At 54.1% G+C, this 24,846-nt stretch carries 17 protein-coding genes and 1 tRNA gene; 10 read left to right on the top strand and 8 right to left on the bottom strand.

Features of this window, described 5'->3' with window-relative positions:
• Positions 1 to 314: 314 nt before the first annotated feature.
• On the top strand, positions 315 to 1,019 hold the full coding sequence (locus tag OE750_RS15860) for a hypothetical protein (RefSeq protein ID WP_263765287.1): 705 nt from the start codon (positions 315 to 317) through the stop codon (positions 1,017 to 1,019).
• Positions 1,012 to 4,299: a DEAD/DEAH box helicase gene (locus OE750_RS15855; protein WP_263765286.1), complete on the top strand. Its 3,288-nt coding sequence runs from the start codon at positions 1,012 to 1,014 to the stop codon at positions 4,297 to 4,299. The genes OE750_RS15860 and OE750_RS15855 overlap by 8 nt, the downstream gene beginning before the upstream one ends.
• Before the next feature lie 123 nt (positions 4,300 to 4,422).
• On the opposite strand, the gene OE750_RS15850 is transcribed toward OE750_RS15855, so the two are convergent.
• The 5 genes from OE750_RS15850 to OE750_RS15830 form a co-directional block, all read right to left on the bottom strand.
• Positions 4,423 to 5,145: a hypothetical protein gene (locus OE750_RS15850; protein ID WP_263765285.1), complete on the bottom strand. Its 723-nt coding sequence runs from the start codon at positions 5,143 to 5,145 to the stop codon at positions 4,423 to 4,425.
• 108 nt (positions 5,146 to 5,253) lie between these two features.
• Positions 5,254 to 8,649 (bottom strand): DEAD/DEAH box helicase family protein, encoded by a 3,396-nt coding sequence (locus tag OE750_RS15845; protein WP_263765284.1) that lies wholly within the window; start codon positions 8,647 to 8,649, stop codon positions 5,254 to 5,256.
• Positions 8,646 to 10,745, bottom strand: a complete 2,100-nt coding sequence (locus OE750_RS15840; RefSeq protein ID WP_263765283.1) for a DUF262 and DUF1524 domain-containing protein — start codon at positions 10,743 to 10,745, stop codon at positions 8,646 to 8,648. The genes OE750_RS15845 and OE750_RS15840 overlap by 4 nt, the downstream gene beginning before the upstream one ends.
• A 121-nt stretch (positions 10,746 to 10,866) precedes the next feature.
• Complete coding sequence (locus OE750_RS15835; RefSeq protein ID WP_263765282.1) at positions 10,867 to 12,051, bottom strand: restriction endonuclease subunit S; 1,185 nt, start codon at positions 12,049 to 12,051, stop codon at positions 10,867 to 10,869.
• On the bottom strand, positions 12,048 to 13,586 hold the full coding sequence (locus OE750_RS15830) for a type I restriction-modification system subunit M (RefSeq protein ID WP_263765281.1): 1,539 nt from the start codon (positions 13,584 to 13,586) through the stop codon (positions 12,048 to 12,050). The genes OE750_RS15835 and OE750_RS15830 overlap by 4 nt, the downstream gene beginning before the upstream one ends.
• 357 nt (positions 13,587 to 13,943) lie before the next feature.
• Here OE750_RS15830 and OE750_RS15825 point away from each other — a divergent pair, with 357 nt between their 5' ends.
• From OE750_RS15825 to OE750_RS15790, 8 genes are all read left to right on the top strand, one after another.
• Positions 13,944 to 14,546, top strand: a complete 603-nt coding sequence (locus OE750_RS15825) for a transposase (RefSeq protein WP_318528004.1) — start codon at positions 13,944 to 13,946, stop codon at positions 14,544 to 14,546.
• Between the two features lie 503 nt (positions 14,547 to 15,049).
• Positions 15,050 to 15,730, top strand: a complete 681-nt coding sequence (locus OE750_RS15820) for a hypothetical protein (protein WP_263765280.1) — start codon at positions 15,050 to 15,052, stop codon at positions 15,728 to 15,730.
• The gene (locus OE750_RS15815) at positions 15,730 to 17,922 is read left to right on the top strand and encodes a hypothetical protein (RefSeq protein ID WP_263765279.1); all 2,193 of its coding nucleotides are present in this window, start codon (positions 15,730 to 15,732) and stop codon (positions 17,920 to 17,922) included. Before OE750_RS15820 ends, OE750_RS15815 begins: the two co-directional genes overlap by 1 nt.
• A gap of 3 nt (positions 17,923 to 17,925) precedes the next feature.
• Positions 17,926 to 18,900, top strand: a complete 975-nt coding sequence (locus OE750_RS15810; RefSeq protein WP_263765278.1) for a TniB family NTP-binding protein — start codon at positions 17,926 to 17,928, stop codon at positions 18,898 to 18,900.
• Complete coding sequence (locus OE750_RS15805; protein WP_263765277.1) at positions 18,900 to 19,190, top strand: hypothetical protein; 291 nt, start codon at positions 18,900 to 18,902, stop codon at positions 19,188 to 19,190. Before OE750_RS15810 ends, OE750_RS15805 begins: the two co-directional genes overlap by 1 nt.
• A 33-nt stretch (positions 19,191 to 19,223) precedes the next feature.
• Positions 19,224 to 20,366, top strand: a complete 1,143-nt coding sequence (locus OE750_RS15800; RefSeq protein ID WP_263765276.1) for a hypothetical protein — start codon at positions 19,224 to 19,226, stop codon at positions 20,364 to 20,366.
• Between the two features lie 379 nt (positions 20,367 to 20,745).
• On the top strand, positions 20,746 to 21,672 hold the full coding sequence (locus OE750_RS15795) for an MYG1 family protein (protein WP_263765275.1): 927 nt from the start codon (positions 20,746 to 20,748) through the stop codon (positions 21,670 to 21,672).
• Positions 21,673 to 21,967: 295 nt separating this feature from the next.
• Positions 21,968 to 22,045: transfer RNA gene (locus OE750_RS15790), tRNA-Arg, on the top strand.
• Between the two features lie 16 nt (positions 22,046 to 22,061).
• Here the strand turns inward: OE750_RS15790 and OE750_RS15785 are convergent.
• The 3 genes from OE750_RS15785 to OE750_RS15775 all read right to left on the bottom strand — a co-directional run bounded on the left by OE750_RS15785 (position 22,062) and on the right by OE750_RS15775 (position 24,832).
• Positions 22,062 to 22,394: an ArsR/SmtB family transcription factor gene (locus OE750_RS15785; protein WP_263765274.1), complete on the bottom strand. Its 333-nt coding sequence runs from the start codon at positions 22,392 to 22,394 to the stop codon at positions 22,062 to 22,064.
• 54 nt (positions 22,395 to 22,448) lie between these two features.
• Positions 22,449 to 23,681 (bottom strand): mandelate racemase/muconate lactonizing enzyme family protein, encoded by a 1,233-nt coding sequence (locus tag OE750_RS15780; RefSeq protein WP_263765273.1) that lies wholly within the window; start codon positions 23,679 to 23,681, stop codon positions 22,449 to 22,451.
• 101 nt (positions 23,682 to 23,782) lie between these two features.
• Positions 23,783 to 24,832, bottom strand: a complete 1,050-nt coding sequence (locus tag OE750_RS15775) for a TauD/TfdA family dioxygenase (RefSeq protein ID WP_263765272.1) — start codon at positions 24,830 to 24,832, stop codon at positions 23,783 to 23,785.
• Positions 24,833 to 24,846: the final 14 nt, after the last annotated feature.

Raw genomic sequence — 24,846 nt, 5'->3', positions numbered from 1 at the left:
GCGCAGTCTGATTTCACGAAAACCGACCGTATCTTATCCATCTATTACTGAGTGAACGCACATTACAGGCTTCCCCCTATAGGTGTGTTCAGACATATATTGTTAGAAAACCAATTTTGGAGTGCGTTTTTTTGCCAGTAACCCAATCTCAACTCACCTCAACTGAGTGTGACCTAAACGAGTGGTCAATCGACCCGGCCAAAAGAGACCAGCTCGTTACGATTTTGGCATACCTATATCTACGACAAGAACAAAACGCCGAACGCATTATAGAAACTTTGGAAACGAGGACGCGTTCTTCAACAGAAAGGGTCTTGCCGAACGCTATTGCAAAGCTCACCGCCCCAAAGCCTGCCGATATTGAGATGTCCCAGCATGGCGATGAGGGTGAGCGAAAGAAAGCTGCTGACCGTATTAAGGTGTCGATTTGGCACAGGGATGGACACCTCTTTCAATACTTGTCCTGGGTCGTTGCTCGATTAGCTAACCCTAACGACATCCTTACGCCGCCACATGTCCGGCAGGCTGACAAAGGCTTTGATGGGTTCATTATTGAATTTGATGACGCACAGAAACGAGTGCAGAAAGTGGTTCTGTGTGAAGATAAGGCGTCGCAGGACCCACGTAGGTTGGTGACCAAGAAGGGAGGAGTTTGGGACGAAATCGCATCAATATGCGCCGGTGAACGCGAAGATGAGGCATCGTCTGCACTTACAACCCTTCTAAAGGCCGTCCCGGGTCTTTCAGATGAAGAACTTGAGGATGCGGTTGATGCGATATTCTGGGAGAAGATTCGGCAGTTCCGTGTGTCTATAGCCACAGGTGAAGATCAGCGCGGAACGACTGATTTTGCCCATCTCGTCGCTGGCTTTGATGACGTAGCATTGGGGGCACTATCAAGTAGGATTGGCGGGGTTCTGCCTTTCGACGATGTTAGAATTGGGCTTCACCAGCTTGCTCAAGACGTGATTGCGAAGTTGCAAAGCATCGGTTCGGCAACGGAGGGTGGTGATGTTTGACGAAAGCTCACTACGTTTAATTCGAACGGCGCCAAATCTTCCAGGGCTTGAAGCCGAGATGTTGGATGAGCTGCTAACAGAAGCCCACATCGAGCTTGCGACGATACGGATCGAAATTTTAGAGGAAGACGAAGTTCGGCGGAACATTCTTCTTGATAAAGTGCGACGTTTGGCAGCTACGTTCGAAGCCTATGTTGCATTTGACTTGCAGCCAGCACGGACACAAGCGGCAGCATTTGTCGCCGCGAGTGCTCATCAGGTAATTACCAGTGCAACCGACGGTCGAGCAGTTGGGCCGACGCTACTTTCTAGCGACGCAGTGTCGTCCACCATTGCAAGCACATTGCTGTTCTTGATTGCAGACCGAGCGGCTGATGCTGCGGAGGCTGCTTCGAAGCTCATCGCAGTAGGCGAAGATCATGCAATTCGGCGAGCGTTGATAATTTCAATTCGCGAGCTCGCAAAGGGTGAACTCTCGAAGATTTCTGAACGAAACTTGGAGGGGGAGTGGGTCGCAGCGGACGACAGCAGGCAGCACGCCACTAACCTCTTATTCCGTGAATGTGCTCAAGTGGTTCAAGGTCTTGCTGTGGAAGCTCTGGGCAAGGCAGAAATCTTGGAAGACTTAGAACAAAGGTTGGGTCGAGTCATTTCACTTTCGGAGCCAGGTGGCACTGAACTGCCAGAGGGGATCGTCGGCCTGATGCACGAGCAATATGCCGGACCGCATCACGTGGCTACCCTGTTGCTTAGGTTGTTGCCCAGAGTCAGGCAGGCCATGCTTATTCGCACGCCCGCTCCTGCAGGTGCTAACCCGACCACTTGGAAGGGGTGGTTGCTTCCCCAAGTGCAAAAAAGGCCATTTCTTTGGACCAACCACTTGAGCGCAGTCGCGACAGGATACCTCGACCGTGGTGCCTCAATGGTGATGACAACACCGACTGGTTCTGGGAAGACCACGTTGTCGGTCTTGAAAATTGCCGCTGTTTTGTGCGCCGACGAAAGTGTTGTTTATCTCGCGCCGACCCATGCACTTGTGGACCAGGTAGAGCACGACTTGTCGGGTGAAGTCGGAGACATCAATCCAGAAAGCGTTGAAGATACTTTGCTGGAGGAGATTGGGGATCGCCTCCCCCAACTCTCTGTAATGACCCCAGAGAGATGTCTTGCATTGCTGGGTTCGGCCCCTGAGCTCTTCGAAAATGTAGGTTTGCTTGTTTTTGACGAGTTTCACTTGATCAGTGCGGACGACTCACAAATCTCACCCAAAATCAACTCGCGTGCAATCGATGCAATGTTGGCTCTGTTGAGTTTCATGAGCCATCGGCAGAGTGCCGACCTACTGCTGCTTTCCGCGATGGTCGCAAACGGAGAGGAAATTAGGAATTGGCTTCGCTCGACCACGGGGCAGACAGTCCACTGCTTCAATGACCCGTGGAAGCCGACACGTCAGTTACGTTCATGTGTCGTATACGATGACGCCGAGGTCAGGAGTTCGGCCGCGGAAACTGCGAACTTACTCACAAAGAAAGCACAGAATGCGATTCCCGTTCAGCCCTTCGGGTTGTTTTCACTTTTGTCAGGTTGGCATCCAGAGAGGCCAGAGAAACTCGCGGTTCGTAGACTAACGGCAGCATCTCCGCCGTTGACACGCAAACCTAATGGACGTCACACGTCCAATAGAAACGCCATCGCGGCACAGGTCGCCGCTGACTATGCGGCGCAAGGCAAACGGGTGGTCGTTTTCTGCGCTGACGCAACAGCATGTGGGAGTATTGCCGACGGCATTAATGACCAATTGGATGGTGCAGACATCCCATTGACCGCTGATCAAGAAGGAATGCGGGCATCGATACTGAAAGATGTTGGCTCTTCAGAGGCAACGTATGAACCGACGGGGTTACGTGCGGGCGTGCATCATGGTGACTTGATACCTTTAGAACGAAGATTGATGGAAGCCGTCTTTCGCAGGAGCCGCCCTCCGGAGGGGGCACAGTTTGGGTTGGAGGTAATCGCTGCTACTTCAACAATCGCTCAAGGTCTCAATTTGCCATGCGACGTGGTAATTCTCGCAGGAACTGATCGAAGCGCCCAAGATGATCCAGGAGGAAACCCAAGAAAGGATTTGCTTCCCCATGAGATTTTGAATGCCATGGGTCGCGCCGGGCGCGCTGCTTATTCGGCAACGGGACTCGCCATTGTTGTTCCGGCGAATCCAATCCGAATTGACCCTTCAACACTTTCTTTCGGGCTGCATCAAAATCCTTTGGATATCGTTTTTTCTGATAAAGATGCGTGTCAGGTTATTATCGACCCAGTCGAACTACTCTTGGATGCTGTCGAAGCAACAGCGAGTTCCGACCCCAAAACTCAGGCAATGATACGACGCCTTTCTTCGGTTACGATCGATGGTCGATCGGGCTTTGACGACATCGCAGGAAGGTCTTTCGGATATTTTGTGCGAAAATCGCGAGAGACGGCCTCTGCCGATGCATGGCTTCAGTCTCGGCGAATAGCACTCACCGCAGCGACAGCAACTTTACAGGATCCTCCTGTGCTTCCTTGGCAACAAACCTTGGCTGTTCGGAACGGTATTCCACCTGAACTAGTCGCCCGTATTGTCAACCAAATGGGTTCGGCACCAAACGACAAAGCTGAAACTAGCGATTGGGTTTTTTGGCTTCTAGATGTGTGTGTGACATCTTCGGCAGACTTAACGCTGCTCGTGCGGGAAACATCGCTGCAAACCGTATTTGGGCGCGCTTACTCAAATCAGGTGGACAAGGATGCTGGATCGCTAATCATATTAGGTGCTTTGAAGTCATTGGTCGAGATGTGGTGTGGAGGTAAGTCGCTTGTCGAGATCGAGACTTGGCTTCTGGCATTCATCCGCGAACATGAGCAGCCCGTAACCCGGCAAGCAACTGCTCAAAAACACGCTAACCGCGCTCGGCGTTTTTCTATCAGAATACTGCCTGACATTGCTTTTGTGTGTGGCTTACTGAGCCAGATCGGGAAGGGATTAGAGCTTGAGACAGGGATTTCTCCGAGCCCTGTTATCGAAATGCTACAACAGATGGTCAAAGCAGGCGATTTTAATAGGCATCATTCTTGTCTCCGGCGGGAGACGAATAGCACTAGCCGTGTCGGCTCATATGAGGACCTCAAAACGATTGCGGATGGGTTTTCTGCGGATGCTAGTGCCGATCTTGATACAGTTCACAATGAGGTCAGGGTGGCACTAGCCCTGAGGCTCTTCTCTTCTATTGATGACCTTTAACTGGGCCAACAATGAACGTCTGTTCCGATGAAGATGCACCGCAGCGATTGAAGACATTAGAAAGGCCCGGTTTGGGCCGTCATAAGCGAGCCGCGTCGCGTTTTGGGGAGCAGTAGAAACATCTCACTGAACGAACATCGGACGCAGCATGTCATCTGTGTCAAGGTTAAGCGCGCTGCGCCAGAGCGGGGTCTTGAACACATGAGACACTTGCTTGCCGGCGCCGTCTTCGCGAGTCTCGATCAGCAATCCCGCCCATTCGAGCGGCCGCAGCACGCACGATGAAAACGCTGCCATCTCTCGCCACCCCTCGGTATGCCAATCTTTTGGCTCACCGTAGAAGGTTTCGAACAAGGCAGCCTCGGTCGTGCCATGATCGGCCTCTACGTTAATCACGTTCATCCAGACGTCCCATTTTCCTAAGGGGCGGCCGTCAAAGCGTGCATAGGAAGCGTGATCGATCCAGAGCACAAAGTGCGGAATCAACTCGGCGAACAAGCGGCCAGGTGCTTGCGTCAACTCGGCGCCACGCTTGGTCAGCCGAAACTCACCCTTGAAATGACGTCCCAAACGCAGGGAAATCAGCAGGAAATGCAAAACCTCGAGCGGGGGAAAATCATATTCATTGATCACCTTGTTGTAGCGGAACATCTCTTCTGCACTTTTCCCCGGCCAGTCGAAATTCTCGACGGCCCAATGAACGAAGATGCGCTTGAAGGCCTTGGTATTAGTCAAGCCAATTGAGCCGTGTTTCTGCGCATACTGCAGGGTCAGGAGAGCGCCTCGAAGCATCGGAGAATGCGCGAGGTCGGGATGGTCATCGGCGAGAGTGCGGAATTCGATCATATCAGCATGCTGCCATAGACCGCATTTCAGTTCCATGATGCATTCACACTGCGAATTCACCGCCGGGAGTGTCTGGGGCCTAAAGCCACAATCGCAACACTTCGTCTTTCACGCTGCCGCGGCATCATTCAGTGTTCTGACTATGCCGATAATCGTTTTGGCTTGCTCTCGGTCAAAAATCCCAGCGATCCCCATGTCATCTAAGTCGGTAAATGGGCTTTCATAGAAAGTTTGGGGTTCAATGATGCCACTCTCGGTTAAGCTATCGATTATCAGATCAAGAAACTCGGTTTGATCGGCGTTGAGCTGGTGTTGTGTGGTGAAGTCGCTAAAGGCCCCCTTCGCTGCAGCCCGATCCAACCCAGTCAGCGATCTTAGGAAGCGACCCAGCCCTCCGTCCATCGCAAGATCCTCCAAAGCCGTATCGTCAGCAACGCCCTCATTGATCAGTATCCGGCCCAATTCCTCCAGATCCTGCTTGGTCAATTGCTCACCAAGTCTGACTTTATTTAGCGTGATGTGATTGCGGTGCTCATCTACAAACCGGCGAACTTTCATTTTGAAGCGCGCCTTGTCCACGCCGTCCCCGATAGCGGGCATCGTGACGTCTTCTCCCGTTCCGATTTCATCCTCAAAATCGGTGATCACGATCTTCCGTTCCTTTGGCTGGATCAGCTCCGCAAGATCACGCAGTCGGCGCCTGATAGTTTCGAGCATTTCAACGGTGACATCATCCCAATAGGCATCTGTCTGGATCTCCAGGATCAGTTCCAATTCCGTCGCCACCAATGGCACATTGGATAATTCCTCCAGCGCGGACGCAAACTGAATAATGCGCTGTTGCAGACGGCTAAACCCACTCTCATTTTTAAGTAGCTGGAGCTGTGCGTTTAAGCAAAGAAGGTCAAACTGCTTAGCTGGTAGTCCGCCATCATCAAAAGCCGATGGAAGGCCGGCAACATCTTCAACAAGCGCGAGCCGGGCCTCAAGGTCAAGTTCTGACCAGCCATCGGGTTTCTGGAACCTTTCAACGCTCCGGCGTTTAGCCCTCACGATAAAGTTCTCGATAGGCATGCCGCTCACTTCGTTTTGAAGGCGCAATTTGATGGCGGCTACGAACTCATCATGTGGCTCCTCGTGCTCTTGTGCCGCTTCGATCAGCTCTACGCGCGTTACAAACAGGCGTTCACCGATCGGTTTGGTTCCCGCGCCATCGGTCACGTTGGGGTTTTCGCTAAAGAACTCGAGGTTCTGGCAAAAATCGAAGATCACGAACTCGCTCTTGTCCTCACCCGGGCCGAATAAATCCGGGCACAAACGTGTGCCTCTACCAACCATTTGCCAGAATTTGGTTTTTGAGCGGACGATCTTGAAGAATACCAAGTTCACCACTTCAGGCACGTCGATGCCCGTGTCGAGCATGTCTACCGACACCGCGATATGTGGTGCTTTTTCTTTTTCGGAAAAGTCATCAATCAGGGATTGGGTATAGCTGACACTGTAATCAATAAGCTTGGCGAATTGCCCTTTATAGTGGGGATAGTTTGCATCGAACCTGTCGACAATGAATTGGGCGTGCTTGTTGCCTTTCGCGAATATGATTGTCTTGCCAAGGCGATCCCCACCCGCAACTTTGACGCCGTTGCGCATTAAGTGTTCCAGGACCTTGTCCACGGTATTGATGTTGAACAGCCATTTATTCAGCTCGGCACTCTCCACACGGTCGGGAACGTTGCCCTCCTCGTCCCACTCGATTGCGTCCCATTCTTCCTTTTCTTCGTCCGTCAGCTGATTATAGTCGATGCCGTCACGCTGGAACTTTAGCGGCACCGAGATAGTCTTTGGCGGCACGAGGAAACCGTCACTTACGGCATCGTCGAGGTCATAGGAGTCCGTCGGAACACCTTTTTCGAGACCAAAGAGCGAATAGGTATCTTTATCGATTTCGTCGCGCGGGGTGGCGGTTAGACCGACCAGTAGACTGTCAAAATATTCAAAAATGGCGCGGTATTTCCGGTAAACGGATCGGTGTGCCTCATCAATGACGATCATGTCAAAGTGACCCGAGCCGAACCGCTTTTCGCCGCCCTTCATCTGCTCAATGAGGCCCATCATCGTGGGGTAGGTCGACAAGCAAACGCGTGCGCCGGAGTGGTCATTCTTTTTGGGGTCGTGGCGCTCGAGCAGGTTGGCGCTCGGTGTCGCACCCAAATGTGCCTTGAATGCACCGTGCGCCTGTTTCACCAATGCGATCCGGTCGGCGAGGAACAGCACGCGCTTGACGCGGTTGGCGCGCATCAGCTGATCGATCAGCGCGATCACAGTGCGGGTTTTGCCGCTGCCTGTCGCCATGACTAACAATGCTTTACGCTGTGCGTGTTTCTCGAACGCTTCGCCCACGCGACGGATGGCCCGCTGTTGATAGAAACGGCCTGCGATGTCTTGGTCGATCTCGACATCTCCAAGGCGTTTCACATTGCCACGACGTTGGTGCAGCAGCTGTAGCTCGTCTTTCTTTAGGAACCCCGACACGGAACGCGGGGGATATTGCGCGTCATCCCAGAGCCAATGCTCATACCCGTTGGTGGTGAACATGACGGGGCGGCGCCCGAACTGTTTCTCAAGGCAGTCGGCGTAGAGTTTTGCCTGTTGCTGCCCTGTGCGGCTGTCTTTCTTGGTGCGTTTGGCCTCAATCACGGCCAGGGGTTTGCCGTCATCGCCCCAAAGCACATAATCGACAAAACCGGTGCCTTTCTGGTTTGGCATTCCGGATACCGGATATTCACGGTCACGGGGTTGATCCAAAGGCCAACCTGCCTCGTTAAGCAACAGGTCGATGAATGCGTCGCGTGTGGTGGCTTCGTCGTAATCGTGGTCGTCCGGAACGGCTTGGTTGGCGCGGCGGGCCTCGGCGACTTCGGTGCGCAGGCGGGATAGCTCTTCCTCGAGCGCCTTGCGGCCATCCTCAGAGGTTTTGCGCGCCTCCTCGGCATCTTCTGCGCGTTTGTTGGCCGCTTTGACGTCGCCCTCGATCTTTTGGATCTGCGCAACCGTGCTGGCCGAGATGGTGAGGGACTTTTCCAGCTTGGCGATGTCAAAAGTCAGCGCCGGATCAGGTTTCGCCCCCGTCGCATAAGTGCGGGCGATCCAGTAGCAGACGTGGAACAGCTCGCGCACGGTTGAGGCCGCATCCTGCGGGGTCAGGGGCTTGCCACTGTCATGGGCGGCGCGGTTGCCCTGATCCTTGATGTATTTTGCCTTGGTGGCGATGGCGGGGCCGGTCAGCGCCTCAAGGCTGGGTTCCGCGATCAGGGCGGCCAGATTCTGATCGTAAGGATTCCGCAACACCGGATCACGACGATAAAGCCATTTCAGCGCCGTTTCCAACGTGAGGCGCGCCCAGAAACACGCGCCGCGCGGGTCGGACAGGGCCAACTTTTCGGCCTTTTCGGCGTGTTGCTTGAGGTCGGGGAAATCGGAGGAGAGAAATGCGAATTGGGTCATGTAGTGACTTCCGAGCCCAACTGTAAGTCGAGAGCCTGTCGGACCAACCCAATGACGTATGGAAGATCGTCTCGATCACTAAACTTCACTTCAGTATTGCCATTCCCCCAACGCCCACGGTCACGGACATCAACAGCAAGTTTCCTAGGGTCAGATAGCTCTTCAATATCAATCTTAAGCGAAACCAAGAGCGCCTTCACCTGAGGTATCACATCCACGAAATTTGTTTCTGCTTTGAACGCAACATAGAGCTTCAAGAACTGCTCGGACACACAAGGGTCGAGAGCTTTAACTTCTCTGCTGAATTCGGCAAACAAACTACTCATTTCGCCATTCAAAAGGTGGGGGTGGTCATCAATAGAGTATTCAGCAGCTGTCGAAGTTGGCTCTTGATAAGTCGACAATACTGACGCAGCCAATTGAGGCCTCGACCAAATTTCGGCTGCGTGCTTCGCCATTGTATTCGCTCTGGCTTTGATGGCGTTCTCGTCCCACTTTTCCAACTGGGCGAGGCCTCGACTTACACGCAACGGGCTTTCCTTGAACCCGCCTTCCATGTCCCGCTTTTGATCGAAACTCTTATCGCTGTATTCAGAATTATAAGCAGTTAAGGTCAGGTTTCCGAGAGTGTGCAGCCACTTTGCCTGGATTTCGGACCAATCGTCGCCAAGGGCGTCACGCCATGGCTTTGGCAGGATTTCATTCTGTGGCATGATGTGTTCGATGGTGTAGTCATCAATATGGACGCGCTCTTTGCGCCCGAAGTTCTCAAACCTCCGCAACCAGTAGGCGCGGCTTCTAAAGTTGTAGAGGTCGCGGTCTTGCATGCGGGCGATAAACTCATCATCGACGGGGAAACGGCGATAGGACTTCATAGTAAGGAAATGTGCCTTCACGCTCTCAAGATATCGATCTTTCTTTAGCGACCGTCCGAAAGTCGCGAATGTCTTGTTCATTGAATTGGTGGGGACAGCACAGATTGCGCGCCGGAACACATAGGATTCGACCAATCGAACGATCTCGAGGAACTCATCAGCATTCAGCAGGCCAGCTTCGAAATCTCTGTAAACTTCGAGCAGGAATGGATACGCGACGTCTACCTTTAACTCGCGCAGATCATTGAACCCCATTGCAAGCTGCGGGTTCTTCTCTTGCCCCAATGCCAACGCACGAAAACAACTGGAAAATTCCCACACTTCCCGAACTAGATCCTCGATGTCGCGCGCGTGCGCAAGTTGTTCATGTGCGTAAAGCTTGTAGGCTTCATACACGTCATCCAGACGCGGGATCGATCCTGTTACGACAGTGAGATAATGCCTCATGAAGCCGTCAAAGTGCGAGGCATAGGCCGATTGGCCGAACCCTTCTTCCATACGGCGCCAATACTGCTCGTAAAGGCGCGTTTGAAGGTCAGGCTCCAGTCCCATCAGCACGAAATTACGGATCAGATCGGCCTGTGACAGCTTTTTACCGGTCGAGTTCATGCTTTCAAAAATCAGCTGCGGATTGTCGTGATCACGGCTCAACGCGACATCGACGATCATCAACTTTGCCAAACCCGCGCAGATCTCTGCAACGGCACCTTTATCCTGATCGAGCCAACGGCAAAAGAGATCAAAATTCTCCGACAGCCGCCTGGATTTTAGGTCTGGCAATGCGTTGCCCTGCACAAGCGCATTAAGCGTTTCGCGATCTGTCTGGGATAGCAGAAGCTTGAATTGACGTTCACCTGTTTCATCAGGGTCAAGCAGATAGCGGTTGCGGATTTTTTTGAAGGAAAACCCGTCGAAAGGTTCATCGTCGCCAACCTTGCGCGCGAGGGCCGCCAAAAGAAGGGTCACTGATGTCAGACGCTGTTGGCCGTCAATGACAAGCAACGGGGCCCTGCTTGACGCGTTGGACAGGCTTTCCTCAATATAGACAACCGAGCCAAGGAAATGCACGGGGATATGATCGGTGTTGCCGGCCTTGCGGATATCGCCCCAAAGTTGCTGACATTCTTTTTCGGTCCATGAGTAGGTGCGCTGATAAATCGGGATCACGAACTGCGTGGCGCTATTGATGAACTTCAAAAGATGGGCGTGGGTGGCTTTCATGGCGACACTTTACAAATTTGGGTGGCCGAAGCCTGATAACGGGCAATTGGATTTGTGAATTCCTGAATTTCAGGAGGTTAGAGCGGAGTGTTGGTTTTCTCAACCTTTGAGTGAGCTGTGGTCAAAGCTCCCCGCGAAATGCGCGGTGTTGGAGCGCGGCAAAGAGGGATTTCTCTTTCTTCGCTGCGGAAACTTGCTGGCCCAACGATTTGGCCAATACCGAAATGCGAGATTCGAATTCTTTTTGCTGGTCCAAAGGAGGCAACAGAAGCGGAAACTTCTTTAACTGGGTTTTATTTATTGATGCGATACCTGTGGTTTGCTTTGCAACGCTTAGAAAGTATCGCTTCCCTCGCTGGCTCCCGACGAGCCACTGTAAGAAAATTGGTTTGACGCGCTCATCACTGATACGAACGCGGAATACATGGTTCTGATGGATGCACTCGGGAAGCTCTCCACTCCAGAGGCATCCGCGCCCCAATTTATCGGGGTCGCCACCCTCAGTTAAAAGCAGGTCGCCTTGCTTGAGTAGATATCTGGCAATTTCGGCCTCTGTCGCTTCAATTTCTTTGACAACGTCCATCTTGAGGCGCTGGTCTTGAACGTTTGACACTGCCATGTATGGCACAGTGCGCAACGGTGCATCGCCAGTTTTGCGGCCCTTTGTAATTCCTGAAGCGATGTCTGCGATACTTTCCAAATAATCTTTGTCAGCCCAACCTTTGGAGTTTCGCACCACATCCCCAAACATCTCATGAAAGATCGCCTGTCCGAGGGTGTTGAGTTTGTCGAGGGCGCGGGTGCGGAGGCGGCGGAGCGCGTCCGCCTGATCCAATATCCCCGCAATCCGCTTCTGCTCCTCCAGCGGCGGGACGGGGATTTTGAGTGACTTTATTATGCCTTGGCTAATGTTTGGTTGCGCACCACCGACACCACGTGCCACGAGTTCAGCAGCTTTGGCCTGCAGTAAGTGAAACATGTATCCAGTATCAGCTTTGGACGGGTCTGGGACCACATGGCATACCGCTTGGTTAGTAGTTGCCTCAATGCCAAGTAAGCCTACACGGCCTACTGTGGCACCATACATCGCAACCAATAGCGCGCCTTTCGGAACAAGTTTCAAAGGTGTTTTCTCAAGGGCCTCAGCAGAAACATGTTCCGCCGTTGAGCAAATTTCTGTTTCGCGTAATTCGCCAGATTTGACCCAAGGGATCGTGCCCTCATAGAACTCTGCATTCTTCCTTGATGGTGTTGTTCCGCTTCCCGTGCGGCAGAAACTTTGTAATTCGACAAGGGGCCAACTCATCCCAACATCCCCTCCAACCGATCCAACCCCTCGGCGATCTCTGCTTCCAGCGCGCGCAGCTCCGCGATGATCTCGGCGGGGGATTGGTGCTCGACCTCTTCGTGCTCGATCTCTTTGTAGCGGTTCAGGGACAGGTCCCATGATCCGGTGGCGATAATCTCGGACGCGGGCACCATAAAGCTTTGCGCGGTGCGGGGGCGGTCGGCCTCCCCCTCCAGCGCCTGCCAGCGGGTCAGGATATCGGGCAGGTTGTTCTTGGCGTGCTCGTCTTCGGACAGTGCAACCTCCGGCACGGGGCCAAGCTTGGCGTCGTCCAGCAGCGGCGTGCGCTTGTCATCAAGGCTCATCCCGTCGGCGGTCATGTCGTAGAACCACACGTCCTCCGTGCCGCCCACACCCGTCTTGGTGAACACCACGATGGCGCAGGACACACCGGCATAGGGGCGGAACACGCCCGAAGGCATTTTGATGATCGCGTCCAGCTTGTGATCCTCGACCAGCATTTTGCGGATGTCTTTGTGCGCCTTGGAGGAGCCGAACAGCACCCCGTCCGGCACAACCACCGCCGCGCGCCCACCCGTGCGCATCAGGCGCAGGAACAGCGCCATGAACAGCAGTTCGGTCTTTTTGGTTTTGACGATCTTCAGCAGGTCTTTGGACGTGGTGTCATAATCCAGCGATCCGGCAAAGGGCGGGTTGGCAAGGATCAGGGAATAGCGCCCTTCGTCCGCGCCATGTTCCTCGGCAAGGCTGTCGCGGTAGGCGATGTCGGGATTATCCACGCCGTGCAGCGTCATGTTCATCGCGCCGATCCGCAGCATGGTGCTGTCGAAGTCAAAGCCGTGGAACATGTCGTTGTGGAAATGTTTGCGCTGGTCTTTGTCGCGCAGCATTTTGGGGTGATGGTCGCGCAGGTATTCGCCCGCCGACACAAGGAAACCGCAGGTGCCCGCTGCCGGATCGCAGATGGTATCCTGGGGGGTTGGCGCCATGAGGTTGACCATCAGCTTGATGATATGGCGTGGCGTGCGAAACTGACCGTTCTGGCCCGCGCTGGCGATCTTGCCCAGCATGTATTCGAACACGTCGCCCTTGGTGTCGCGATCATCCATCGGGATGTCGTCGAGCATCTGCACGACCTTGGCCAACAGGTTGGGATTGGAAAAGCCAAGCCGCGCGTCTTTCATGTGGGTGCCGTAGGAGGAACCTTCCTCACCCATCTGACGCAGGAAGGGAAAGACGTGCTCATCCACGATGCGCATCATCTCGCGCGCCTCGAAGTTCTTGAAACGGGACCAGCGCAGATTGTCGTATGGCTCGCCCTTATCATCCGCGCCTTCGGGAAAGATGTTGCGCTGCATCGGGATGCCGAGGTCTTCGGATTTACGCTCTTCGACAGTATGAAGATCATCCAGCCGCTTGATGAAGAGCAGAAATGTAAGCTGCTCAATGACGGACAGAGGGTTAGAGACACCACCCGACCAAAACGCGTTCCAGATTTGGTCGATTTGCGTGCGAACGGTGCCGGTAATCATGTGCTGTGCCTCATTTACTTCCGCTACCTTAGGCATAGGGCTAGACTGTTTCAATCGGTGTCGTAATAGCTGAGACGCAAACCCACTTGAACGATGCAGTCTGCAAGCCGCGCCATTGAACGGCTCACTTGTTTAAGGAAAGTGAGCGAGGTCCCGAAAGGGTTGAAAGCGGCGAATAACCGAGTGCAAGTGAGGGAGATCTACTCCGCAGTCATCGTTGACTATTTGCCAGCCTAAATTTTAGAAACCGCATGTATGCCGGTAAGGCCGATTGCAAATGACCTGTCTAACCACTCATAAACGATCGTAAGAGTTGGCGCTGGCGTTTGAGCGTCATAGGGTCTTGGGTAAAAACATATGTCTCGCAAGCTGACCAACGTGGAGAAGGACAAGATCTACTGGGGCACACTTGCCCTGATGTTGCCTCCTGAAGGTATAAAAAAGCGATACCCAACAGAGGAAGGGAGCCGAGCACGGTTGTCGGAAGTGCGTTGGCCTGACGGTCCACAGTGCCCGCGATGTTCAGGGGCTGACGTGAAGCAGATTCAAAAAAGAGATGAATTTGCGTGCCGGCGCTGCAGAAAGCAATTCTCGTTAACGTCCGGCACTCCTTTGCATGGAACTCGCATTTCCCTGCTGTGGTGGCTGCGAGGGGCCGAACGGATCATCGAAGACCAGTATTCTTCCCCGATTGGCTGGAATATGACGGTGCAGACTTTTGCCAAATTTCTAGGTGTTTCCTACAGGTCTGGGTTCAAGGCCCGTCACCGGTTGTTGAACGACATGAGAGATGGTGGCCCCGGCTTTTTTCGCAGTCTGGTTTGCACCGAGAAGGTAAATCTGCCGGATCATGTCATTCCGAACTCTACTGACCACCTAAAGTGGTTGTTTCAAGTTCAAACTGAACGAGTAAACGAGAGATTTGAGGCTGAAAAACAGAACCGCGCATCTGTTGAGTAAAGTATATAGGTTGTCCCCATAAACCTGCCCTCGTTGACTATCTGCACGCTCCCATATGTTCTATATTGTAATCGTCGCCGGAGCGATAACTGGGCTCCTGACGATCAATAATCGCATGTTTAAAGAGCCGCCGATGCGGTTCGTGCATTTATAGAACGAAGAAAAAGGAGAAGCGATGTAGTTGTGGAAAAGTAATATCAAAGATTTTTTCGCATAAGTATCTGAAATTAATAATAAATTTGACTCTTCACTTAACGTGTGAAACTAACGCGTCCCATGAAACCCATGGGTTTCACGCAGGTTCTGAATGTTCGTGCGTGCCAATCGTGAAGACACAGGAGTAAGGCAAACGACGAAAACGCGCACTAACCAAAGGGTGCGCCTCTATAACCCCGTCAGTCAGCCTAGACTGGCATTCTCAAACAGAAACACCCCATCCTAACTCGGCTTGCGTAAAGCCGAGAATGGAGAAGTCATGTCTAGCCGTATGGATAAAGCTGCTAATGAAAGACACGAAGCAACATCTCAGGAAGACGCCGGCCAAAAGTCGTGCGGTGCGCCCGATCCCAAAATCCTCGAAGGCGCATTTCGTAGGCGAACTGGTATTCAATAGGGGCGATCAGCTTCAGCGTCTGGGGTTCGCCAGCCTTCTGGAATACCATGCAGCACTATGCCTGATCTACCGTTCGGATTTCTTGGACCTTGAAGAGCAGTTGGCTGCCCAGCCTTTCACGCTGCCAAATGGAAAACCGAGTAAACAATTCTTCGATTTCAGGTTTACCCAGAAAAGCGGGCGGCGGATCTGTATTTCAGTGAAGCCCGAAAGGATCGCGAATACCGCCATTTATCAGGCGTTGATGGAAAGGGTAAGTCAGGCGGCTATTGGCAATATTTGTGATGACGTCAAAACGATCACTGAGCGCAACATTCATCCTGTGCAGCTTCACAATTCCAAGCTTTTCCATGCGGCTCGCGATCCTGAACCAGAAGTGGACGAAGCTGTGCTCGATGGCTTGAGGAAGGTTTCCGCCCCCATCAGCGTTATTGATTTTTTGACCGAAATGGAAATCGGCGGGCGTGGGTTTTTCAGCGTCGCGCGAGCAATCCGTTATGGCCAGGCGAGCCTGTTGACCCCGGAAAGGATCGTAGGCGAGACCTTGATCGAAAGTAGGGTAGCTGCGTAATGGCCTCCCCTTCCAATAAACGCGTCAAGATCCTGCTGGAGAAAGACTGTGAATTCCAGATAGGCATCCGCAAGGGGCGTGTATTGGAACTTCGCCCCGAGGGATATTTCGTATTTTGGGAAGAGTGGGCAGACCCTGATACAGGCGAATGCCATGAAAGCGAAGCCGGCGTTATTTCATACGAGGCGATCGTTACCGAAAATAACATGGGCAAACTTAAGCTTCTTAAGCGGCCACTGGCGAAGCCTGTTGACCCGAATGGTGTTAGACTCGGCAAGCGGTCTTCAGCGGAAGTCGCGCGGCAAAGATTTCGGAAGCAATACGCATTGGCCATCCAAGAGATGTTGGAGAATGGGGAATTGAAGCCCACCCGGGATGATTTCCAAGCCAAGCTTCCCAAAATCGTAAAAAATGGAAAGTCGAGGTATGAGAATTACCTTGCTGAGCAATCAATCAAGGGGACAAGGCGAGGCGGTGCAAAAGTCAAGCTATCACGGGCTGAACGCGAGCGGCTGGTAGAGTTTCATCATGGGTTCAAATGCGGTCAGGCCCTGTGGGGGAGGCATCGGCGGTGGCGTGAAGTTGGGACCAAGGCCCTGTATGACAAATACGGTAATTGCGGGAAGTCTCCATATTACGACAGCGAGGTCAAAACATTCGTTTCAGAAGCCCTTGGTAAAGTTTTTGATCAGGAGCGTGTCACGATTAAATCGTGTGTCGAGAGTGTTCAGGCATTAATTGACGCTGAGAACGACCGTCGTGAGAGGTTGCCGGTGCCTAAGCCGAAACTCAAGAGGCCTGGGTATGACTACATTAGGGATCTGATCAAAGAAAGTGCTCCACTTGACCACGCCATTCGCAAGCATGGTTGGGACAAGGCTTACAAGGATATGCACGCCCTTGGGCTGGGGATTGAGACACACCGGGCGCTTGAGCGCGTTGAGATTGATGAATATACAGTTGACCTGTTCGTGCTTATGGAGAGAACAGGCCTTTTCGATCATCTTCCGGAGTCCCTTAAGCTGCTGATAGGGTTGGACGGTTCCGCCCACCGTGTCACGCTTTCGGCGGCTATCGATGTCCATACTCGGTGCTTTCTTGCCCTTCAGATCGTGCCTCAGGCCGTTGAAAGCCCACTCGCGCAGACGCTTGAAATGATTTACATGGATAAGTCCCCAATCGCCGATGCTGCAGGTGCAAAATTCGGCTGGCCCATGGCTGGTGCCCCGGAAGCAATCGTATTCGATCGCGGGCCAGCTTACATCACTGATGACGCATACGATATCTTGGCCTCACTTGGGATTACCAACCTTGGTGCTCCTGCAGGCAAGCCGTGGCTGAAGCCTTTCATTGAGCGCGTCTTCAGGACGGTCCACGAAGACCTCCTGCTGCGGTTCTCCGGGCGTGCATTCAGCAATGTGGTTGAGCGGGGTGAGAACGATGCCGCAAAGCGTGCAACTCTGACGCTGGAGGCCTTCCTGGGCTGGCTCGTTCGCTGGACCGTGGATGCGTATCACACGCGCACTCATGCTGCCCTCAGGATGTCTCCAGCGCAGGCATGGGCCAAAGCGACAAAAGTAAGCGAGCCACGCTCGTTATCAAGTGACGAAATGCGCTCGGCCTTCGGGGTCCATAAACGCCGAAAGCTTGGTCCTAAAGGCCTGCTGGTTGACCACATTTATTATCAGACAGATGAAGTCATCAAAAAGAGATACAAAACCAATACCAAGCATGTCGAAGTTCTCCGATGGGACGGCGATATTGGCGCTATTAGCATCATGACAGAAGACGGCTCCTGGACGACGGCTACGGCAGCTGACCCGAGGTGGATTGGCAAAACCGATACCGATCTGCGGGTATGGCTCTCAGAGAGGCCGGATGAGGATGAAGAGGAAGGCCGTGCGCGCAGAAACTTCATTATTGATATCAATGACGAGTCCTACCGACTGAAACGTTTGGCGGGGTTGATTACTTTACCGAGAACCCCCGACGAGCTCGACAACGAGTGCGTGAAGTTCTCGCGCTTTGTCGATACCGCAGAGCGGCGCCATGCGGCTGGGGAATACCGAGAACTGCTGGAGGGGGAGCCTGAGCCCGAGGTCAGTCGCGCTTCCCTTGACCCCGAAACCATCACTTCTTCCGATGGCTATGTGATTGGCGTAGAAATTTCCGATGAAGATTCAATGGAGTAAATCATGAACGATACGTCCCCAATTTTCCCCGTCACGATCTCCGAGAAGCTCGACTGGTTGGCTCAGCGCTACTTGCGGTTTGGCCAGGACGAGACATTGAGCGACTATCTGTATGACCTGTTTGATGTAGATGACGAAGGTCAGATGACGGCCCAGCCCCGTCGTGATCCTCTTACAGGTGAAACTAAGGGGCTGATGGTGCTGGGTGGGTCTGGGAATGGGAAGACGGCGCTGCTCGAACGCACCTTGCGTAAGAGCCCTGTGCTGACCGAGTTCAAGAGGGAAGAGGGGGGTAACACCCTCTACATCACTGTGCCGCCTGAGGCGACGGTTAAGAAACTCGCCGAAATCATCCTTGAGCGGACGGGGTATGAGAAGCTGGACTCTAAGTTGCGCGCGGCAGATGCTTGGGAGATGGCGCGGCATCGTTTTGGTGTCGTTGGCATTAAGGCAGTCGTGATTGATGAATGTCACCACATCCTTCGGGCCGGGCAGGGTCGCGATGTGCTCGCGGCTATTCAGTCATTGAAGCACATCATGCAGTCCGACCCGGGCGTCGCGCTGATCATCGCAGGAGTTCCGAGCCTGCGCGATGACATCCTGAAGGAGTCGTCCGCCGAGACCTACCGTCGTTTTCGGGAGTTTCACCTGCCTAATATCCGCCCTGACAGCCGCCCGGCCGATCTTTTTGGTAAGAATTTCATGAAGTTTGCCGAAGACCTTGGTGTTATGGTCCAGGCGGAGGATGCTTTCGCGGAGCGCATTCTTTATGCGGCACACGGCCAGATTGGCCGCAGTGTGGAACTGAGCAAGGAAATCCTTCGGGACGCTGTGCGCCGGAAACATGCCGCACTTTCTCTTGAGTATGCGGAGCAAGTGTTCAGGAAGATCAATGGTGACGCCGCTTTGACTCCCTTTCATCTCGATGACTGGAGCTCGGTCAAGAGGGAGTTAAAAGCCATCGGCTGGGAACTGTGATGCCCCTTTGGCCGCAACTTCCCATCGACCCAGAAGAGACGCTGCTGTCCTATACCGATCGGCTGTCGCGGATGCATACCGGTCGCGGTATGGAGCGTCTTCTCAAAGACTGGGGTATTCACAAAGAGCACTTTATCTCGGGTCGGCCGGATGCGGTCGCGATATTGGCTGAGGCTACGGGGCATGCCTTTGACGAGGTGCAACGCACCGCAATCCGGGTGTTTCAGAGGTGTGCATCCTTTCGTGGTGAAGATAGCTCTAAAGCGTTTCTCTCAGCGCGTGCATCCTGATATTGCCCCACCTGTCTCGCCGAAGATGGACCTATGGATGAACGCCGTTTTCGCCTGCTGTGGGGGTTCCGGCATGTCAGCAGGTGCGATCGGCATTCACTCTGGCTGGAGAATGCTCCGGTTGCGAATGCCACCAATTTGCGGATCGCACTTGGAGTATCGCCGTTGGCCATGCCTCGTGAGGCTTGTGCCGAGACGCCAGAATATCTGTGTTGGCTCCGCAGTCGGTTGGATGGTGACCGCTGCGGCAATGCCCCTTGGTTGGACGGCCAGACCACTGAACAGATTCTTGGAGCGTCAGAAATGCTTGGTGCAATCCTCGAGCACGGACATAAAGTCGCCGTTACAAAACTGAACCCCGCACAGACCGAGGAGGCCACAGACATAGGATTCTCTATCTATCGGGAAGGTCCGCTGGCGATCGAGGAAGCCCTGAACTCCATTCGCCAGGCTTCGTCTGCGATGGCCGTTCAGGCCGGCCCTCTGGCTTACTATGGTTCGCTGTTCGACTGGCTCGATCGTCGGAGCAATGCGATTGATCCGGGACCAATCAAGGACCTTCTGCGCGATCATATCGTGAAACACTCTGCCGTGGAGCAGGGTGCTATCGTCCTTGGGGTCAAGATTACAGAACGGCGTTTCCATACGATCTATAGTTTGTCTGTCGAAGTCGGTATCCGTCGCCTCCGTCTCGCGCGGCTCCTCAAGAGGCTTGGCCAGATTCCCTCGTCAGCAACTGATGTAGAAAGCGGCAATATGATATTTGAGGCTGCGAAGATCCTTCCGCTGATTGAAGCCTTCAAAACTGCAGTGCCGCTCCAGGACGTTCCCGAATACCTTGGGGCCACCAAACGTCAGGTTGAAACTCTTTATAGTGCAGGCGTCGTGAAGCCGCTCATCCCCAGAACTAGTCGCGGTTCAGTCCGTCAGGTCGTCTTTGCTCGGCAGCACCTCGACGGTATTCTCGCAAAGTTGGGTGCGCTTCCGGAGCTTGCCGCCAACGCAGGTGCGAAATTTCACTCGATTTCTTATGCCTGCCAGCGCGGGGCAGGACCCTTTAAGGATATTTTCGTTGATATCTTAGAGGGTCGGATCCCGTCTTTTCGCCATCCTGAAAAAACAGGTGTTAGGGCAATATATGTCGATGTGAATGCTATTATCGAGATGAAGTCGTAGACCTGATCTTTCTAAAAATACCTGAATGTGAGCCCGCTTCTGCGGGCCTTTTTATTATTTCGCTCTCGTCTTAGCGTTATCTTGCCCCCATTTTCGCGTAAACTTAACTCCCGCTTTTATTTGGGGTCCATTTAAGTAATTGATTATATTAAATAAAAGCAAAGCCCTTCGAGACAACTTAACTCCGTTTTACAGCTGTGTGAATCGGGGCAAAGATCCTGCGAATCTGATCAGGTTCCCGTATGTTGCCGCTTGCTGACTTACCTGGCGCAGCGATCAGATCGCCTCTAACGCTCACGCAAAACCGAGATCGCATTTACCGACGGGCGGCCTTTCTGGTCGCCCAATTCGTTTCAAGCCCGGCTGGAGCCCATCTTTTATGACCATCACCCACCTCGTCACCCATTCCGGCGGATTTCATGCCGATGAGATTCTGTCTTCGGTCATCCTGACGCGACTGTTCCCGGAGGCTAAGCTCATCCGCAGTCGTGATAAGGCGTGGATTATGCCTGCACAGGATCGGATCATCTATGATGTCGGTGGCCAGTTTGATGCGGAAGCACAGATTTTTGATCATCACCAACGGCCCAACCCGCTGCGGAGCGATGGTCAGCCTTTTAGCTCCTTTGGGTTGGTCTGGGCGCAGTATGGCCGTGATTACCTGCGCGCGATGGATGTGCCTGAGCATGATATCGAAGCGATCCATAGTGCGTTTGATCGTGACTTTGTTCTGCCCGTTGATCTGCTCGACAATGGCGCTGTCAATGCCTCCGAGGCGGGGCCGCTGTTTGCCGGGCTGACCTTGCCGGTTTTGCTGGAGAGCCTGAAACCCGCGTTTGATGACCGCACTGACAGGGCCGATGATCGCGCATTTATGGCGGCCCTCCCCATAGCGCGGGCTTTTGTGGAGGCGCAGGTCAAGCGCAAAGCCGCGAAATACCGCGCCGAGACGATGGTTTTGGCGGCCATTGAAGCGGCCGGCGAGGAGCGGGTGCTTGAGCTTCCCATGGGCATGCCGTTTCGCGCGGGCGTGCAAAAGGCAGGTGCTGACCATCTTCTGTTTGTGGTCCACCCGCGCGGCACGGATTGGGCGCTTACGACAATCCGAACGGGTGATGACACATTCGACAATCGCGCTGATCTCCCTGTGGCTTGGGCGGGGTTAACCGATGACGCGCTGGAAGCCGCGAGCGGCGTTGCGGGGGCGAAGTTTTGCCACAACGGCCGCTTCATTGCGGTGGCATCCTCCCGCGAAGCTGTCTTAGAAATGGCGGATATCGCGGTGGCTGAGGCCCTGGCTGAATAGTTGCCGCAAGCGGCAAGGTGTTTGCAGGCGCTGCTTCCTGTTTCGTGGTGAAGCTACATGATCATTTCTGCTCTTTTTGCACGACCGCAAGCCGCCTGCCGCAGTATGTAGTGTAAAGCGCGGCACAAGAATTTATGCTTTGGAGATTGATAATCTCGGTGTCGGTGCCTGACCGCTACAATGGGCATATGCAGCTATCTAATTTGAATAAGATATTTTTGACAGGTAGGTGTTCTGCCTGTTTAGCAAGTTGACAACGTTGGGGGATTTGGCCGATACCCTCAACACAAAGTGCGGGCCGTTAGCTCAGCTGGATTAGAGCAGGGAACTTCTAATTCTCAGGTCGGGGGTTCGAGTCCTCCACGGCTCGCCATTTTTCTATTTTTGTCTTACCGACAGGTTGCCCCGCTGGGCGCGCAGAAGAGGCGGTAGAGCATCGAGATGACTTCGGCTGTTTTGTCGTCGGCGAGGGCGTAAAAGATGGTTTTGCCTTCGCGGCGCGTTGTCACCAGCCCGTCATCGCGCAGGCGGGCGAGCATTTGGCTGACGGCGGCTTGGCGCAGATCTAGGAGTTGTTCCAATTCACCAACAGACTTTTCGCCAGACCCCAAGTGACACAGGATCATCAGCCGGCCCTCATGGGCCAGTGTTTTGAGATATGAGGCCGCATCCGAGGCGTTTTGCGCCATTTCGGATGCTGGAGGGGGGCTTTCTTGCAGCATTTGTCTCTCACATAGGTTTATTTCTATGTATCACGCTGTTTTCACTTTGGCGAGTTACAGTGAGGTCGCAGGTGCACCGCCTTGGAAATAGTTGCCATTTTGGTAATCACAAGGGTCTTCCTGCATTTCCAGATGCAGCCCTTCGCCACGGTAGGGGTGCGCACGGGCGAGGTCTTCATCCACATCAATGCCAAGGCCTGGCGCTTCGGAGAGGCGCACGAAGCCGTTTTCCACGCGGATGGAGCTGCGAATGAGCGCATCGTGGAAATCTGTTTCGATGGTTTCGGCGATGAGCAGGTTCGGGATCGAGGTGGCGAGGTGCAGGTTTGCGGCCCACTCAACTGGGCCTGCGTAAAGGTGCGGGGCCATCTGGGCGTTGTAACATTCGGCCATGGCGGCGACTTTTTTCATCTCCCAGATGCCACCGGCGCGGCCCAAGGCGGGCTGGAGGATTTCGGCGGCCCCCGCGCGCAGGACAGCGCCGAACTCGGCTTTTGTTGTCATCCGCTCGCCTGTGGCCACGGGGATGCGCACGTTGCGGGCTACGCGGGCCATGTCTTCGATATTGTCGGGGGGCGTCGGCTCTTCATACCATAGCGGGGAAAACTCTTCGATCGCTTGGCCCAAGCGGATCGCGCCGCCTGTATTGAACTGGCCATGCGTGCCAAAGAGCAAATCGGCCTTGTCGCCCACGGCCTCGCGGATGGCTTTGCAGAAGGCAACAGAGGTTGAAATATCGCTCATCGCAGGCATATGGCCGCCGCGCAGGGTATAGGGCCCAGCGGGGTCAAACTTCACCGCCGTATAGCCGCGTGAAACACAATCTATTGCGCTTTCAGCAGCGGCGTCGGGGTCTGTCCAGAAGGTGCCCAAATCATGATAATCCAGCGGGTAGAGGTAGGTGTATGTGCGGATGCGCTCGTTCATGCGCCCACCGAGGAGGGCGTAGACAGGGCGGTTGCGGGCTTTGCCTAAAATATCCCAGCAGGCGATTTCAAGGCCCGAAAAAGCGCCCATGACGGTAAGGTCAGGGCGTTGTGTGAAGCCTGACGAGTAGACGCGGCGGAACATAAGCTCGATATTCTCGGGATTTTCACCTTCCATGTGGCGGGCGAAGACATCTTCGATCACGGCGCGCATGGCATCGGGCCCAACAGAGCTTGCGTAGCACTCGCCCCAGCCGACAATGCCGTTATCTGTGGTGACCTTCACGAGGATCCAATAACGCCCGCCCCAGCCTGGGGCAGGCGGGGCGGTGACGATGATGTCGAGGTCTTTGAGGTGCATGGGTCAGTCTCCTGATTGCGGCTCAACGATGCGGTGCATCATCGGGGCGAAGGGATTTGGGCTTTGGTGAGGATAGCAAGTTTGAGCGGTTTTGCGTGGTTTCATAAGCTTGCCTCGAGGGCTGCGAGGGCTGAAAGAAGCCTGTCTTTTTGGGCAAAACAGCTTTGAAACTGGCAAGCGTTTTCGCTCTCTGAGGGCTTCCGGCCTTGCAAGACGCGGGTGTTGTCGAGGAGGAGGGCTTCGCCTGCGGCCAAGGGGAGCGTGATCTGCATTTCGGGGCTGTCGACAAGCTCTGCAAAGCGGCGATAGGCGCGGTAATAGGTCTCCATCCGGTCAAATGGCACATCCGTGACAGGCGCGGCAAAGCGGGGGTTGAAACGGATGGTTTGCAATGTGCCTTCGGGGAGAAGCTCGATGATCTGGCGGCGTGAATGGAGTGCCTCGCCTTGGCGGCTGGTGTCGGCAAAGCGGTTGGAGTGGGCGGTGAGTGCAGTGAAGCCCTCGGGGTCTTCCTGCATGAGCCTGAGCGCGCAGGCGAAGCCATCGACGAGGATGATTTCGCCGCCCAAAGACGGGTTTAGGTTTATGAGCAGTTTGAGGCTTGGCACAGGTTCACGGTAGGGCGCTGCCGTTGCGGGGAGCTGGCCGTGGCTGCTCATTGCTTGATCTTGCTGCAACTCGCAGAGCGGGTCGAATATCGCAACGACATCACGAAACGCGGGTTCACGGTCGACCAATTCGGTGACTTTGGCAAAGCCGAAACTGCGAATGGCGTCGAGCCAGCTGTATTTGGTGGCTTCATAGGCCAAGAGCGCAGGCAGAGGGGCAGCGGGTACGGCAGAGGCAAACCCTGCGCCCCATGGGGTGCAGTTTGCGGGAATGTGGCCTTCTGAGCGCTCCTGCGGGGTGTCGTAGGCGTGATCTTTGAGCCATTGGAGAGCAAAAACTGCGGTTTTATCCTCGGGGGCGAAGGTAATTTCGAGGCTGTCGCCCCGTAAGACGGCGGCACTTAAGCCGAGGTTCGCGGGCAAAGTGGCCAGCGCGGCAGGGCGCTGGCCGTCTTGAACATTGTCGCGCAGCCATATTGCATGAAAGCGTTGGCCATTGACCCGCAGGACACGGCCTTCGTTTTCGATCAGTGACTCTGGCATGCGTGATCCTTAAG

Origin of the sequence: Lentibacter sp. XHP0401 (assembly GCF_025751535.1) — a bacterium.
Classification (GTDB): Bacteria; Pseudomonadota; Alphaproteobacteria; order Rhodobacterales; family Rhodobacteraceae; genus Lentibacter.
Note: the sequence above shows the minus strand (reverse complement) of the source record. Positions and strands in the feature narration are given on the sequence as shown.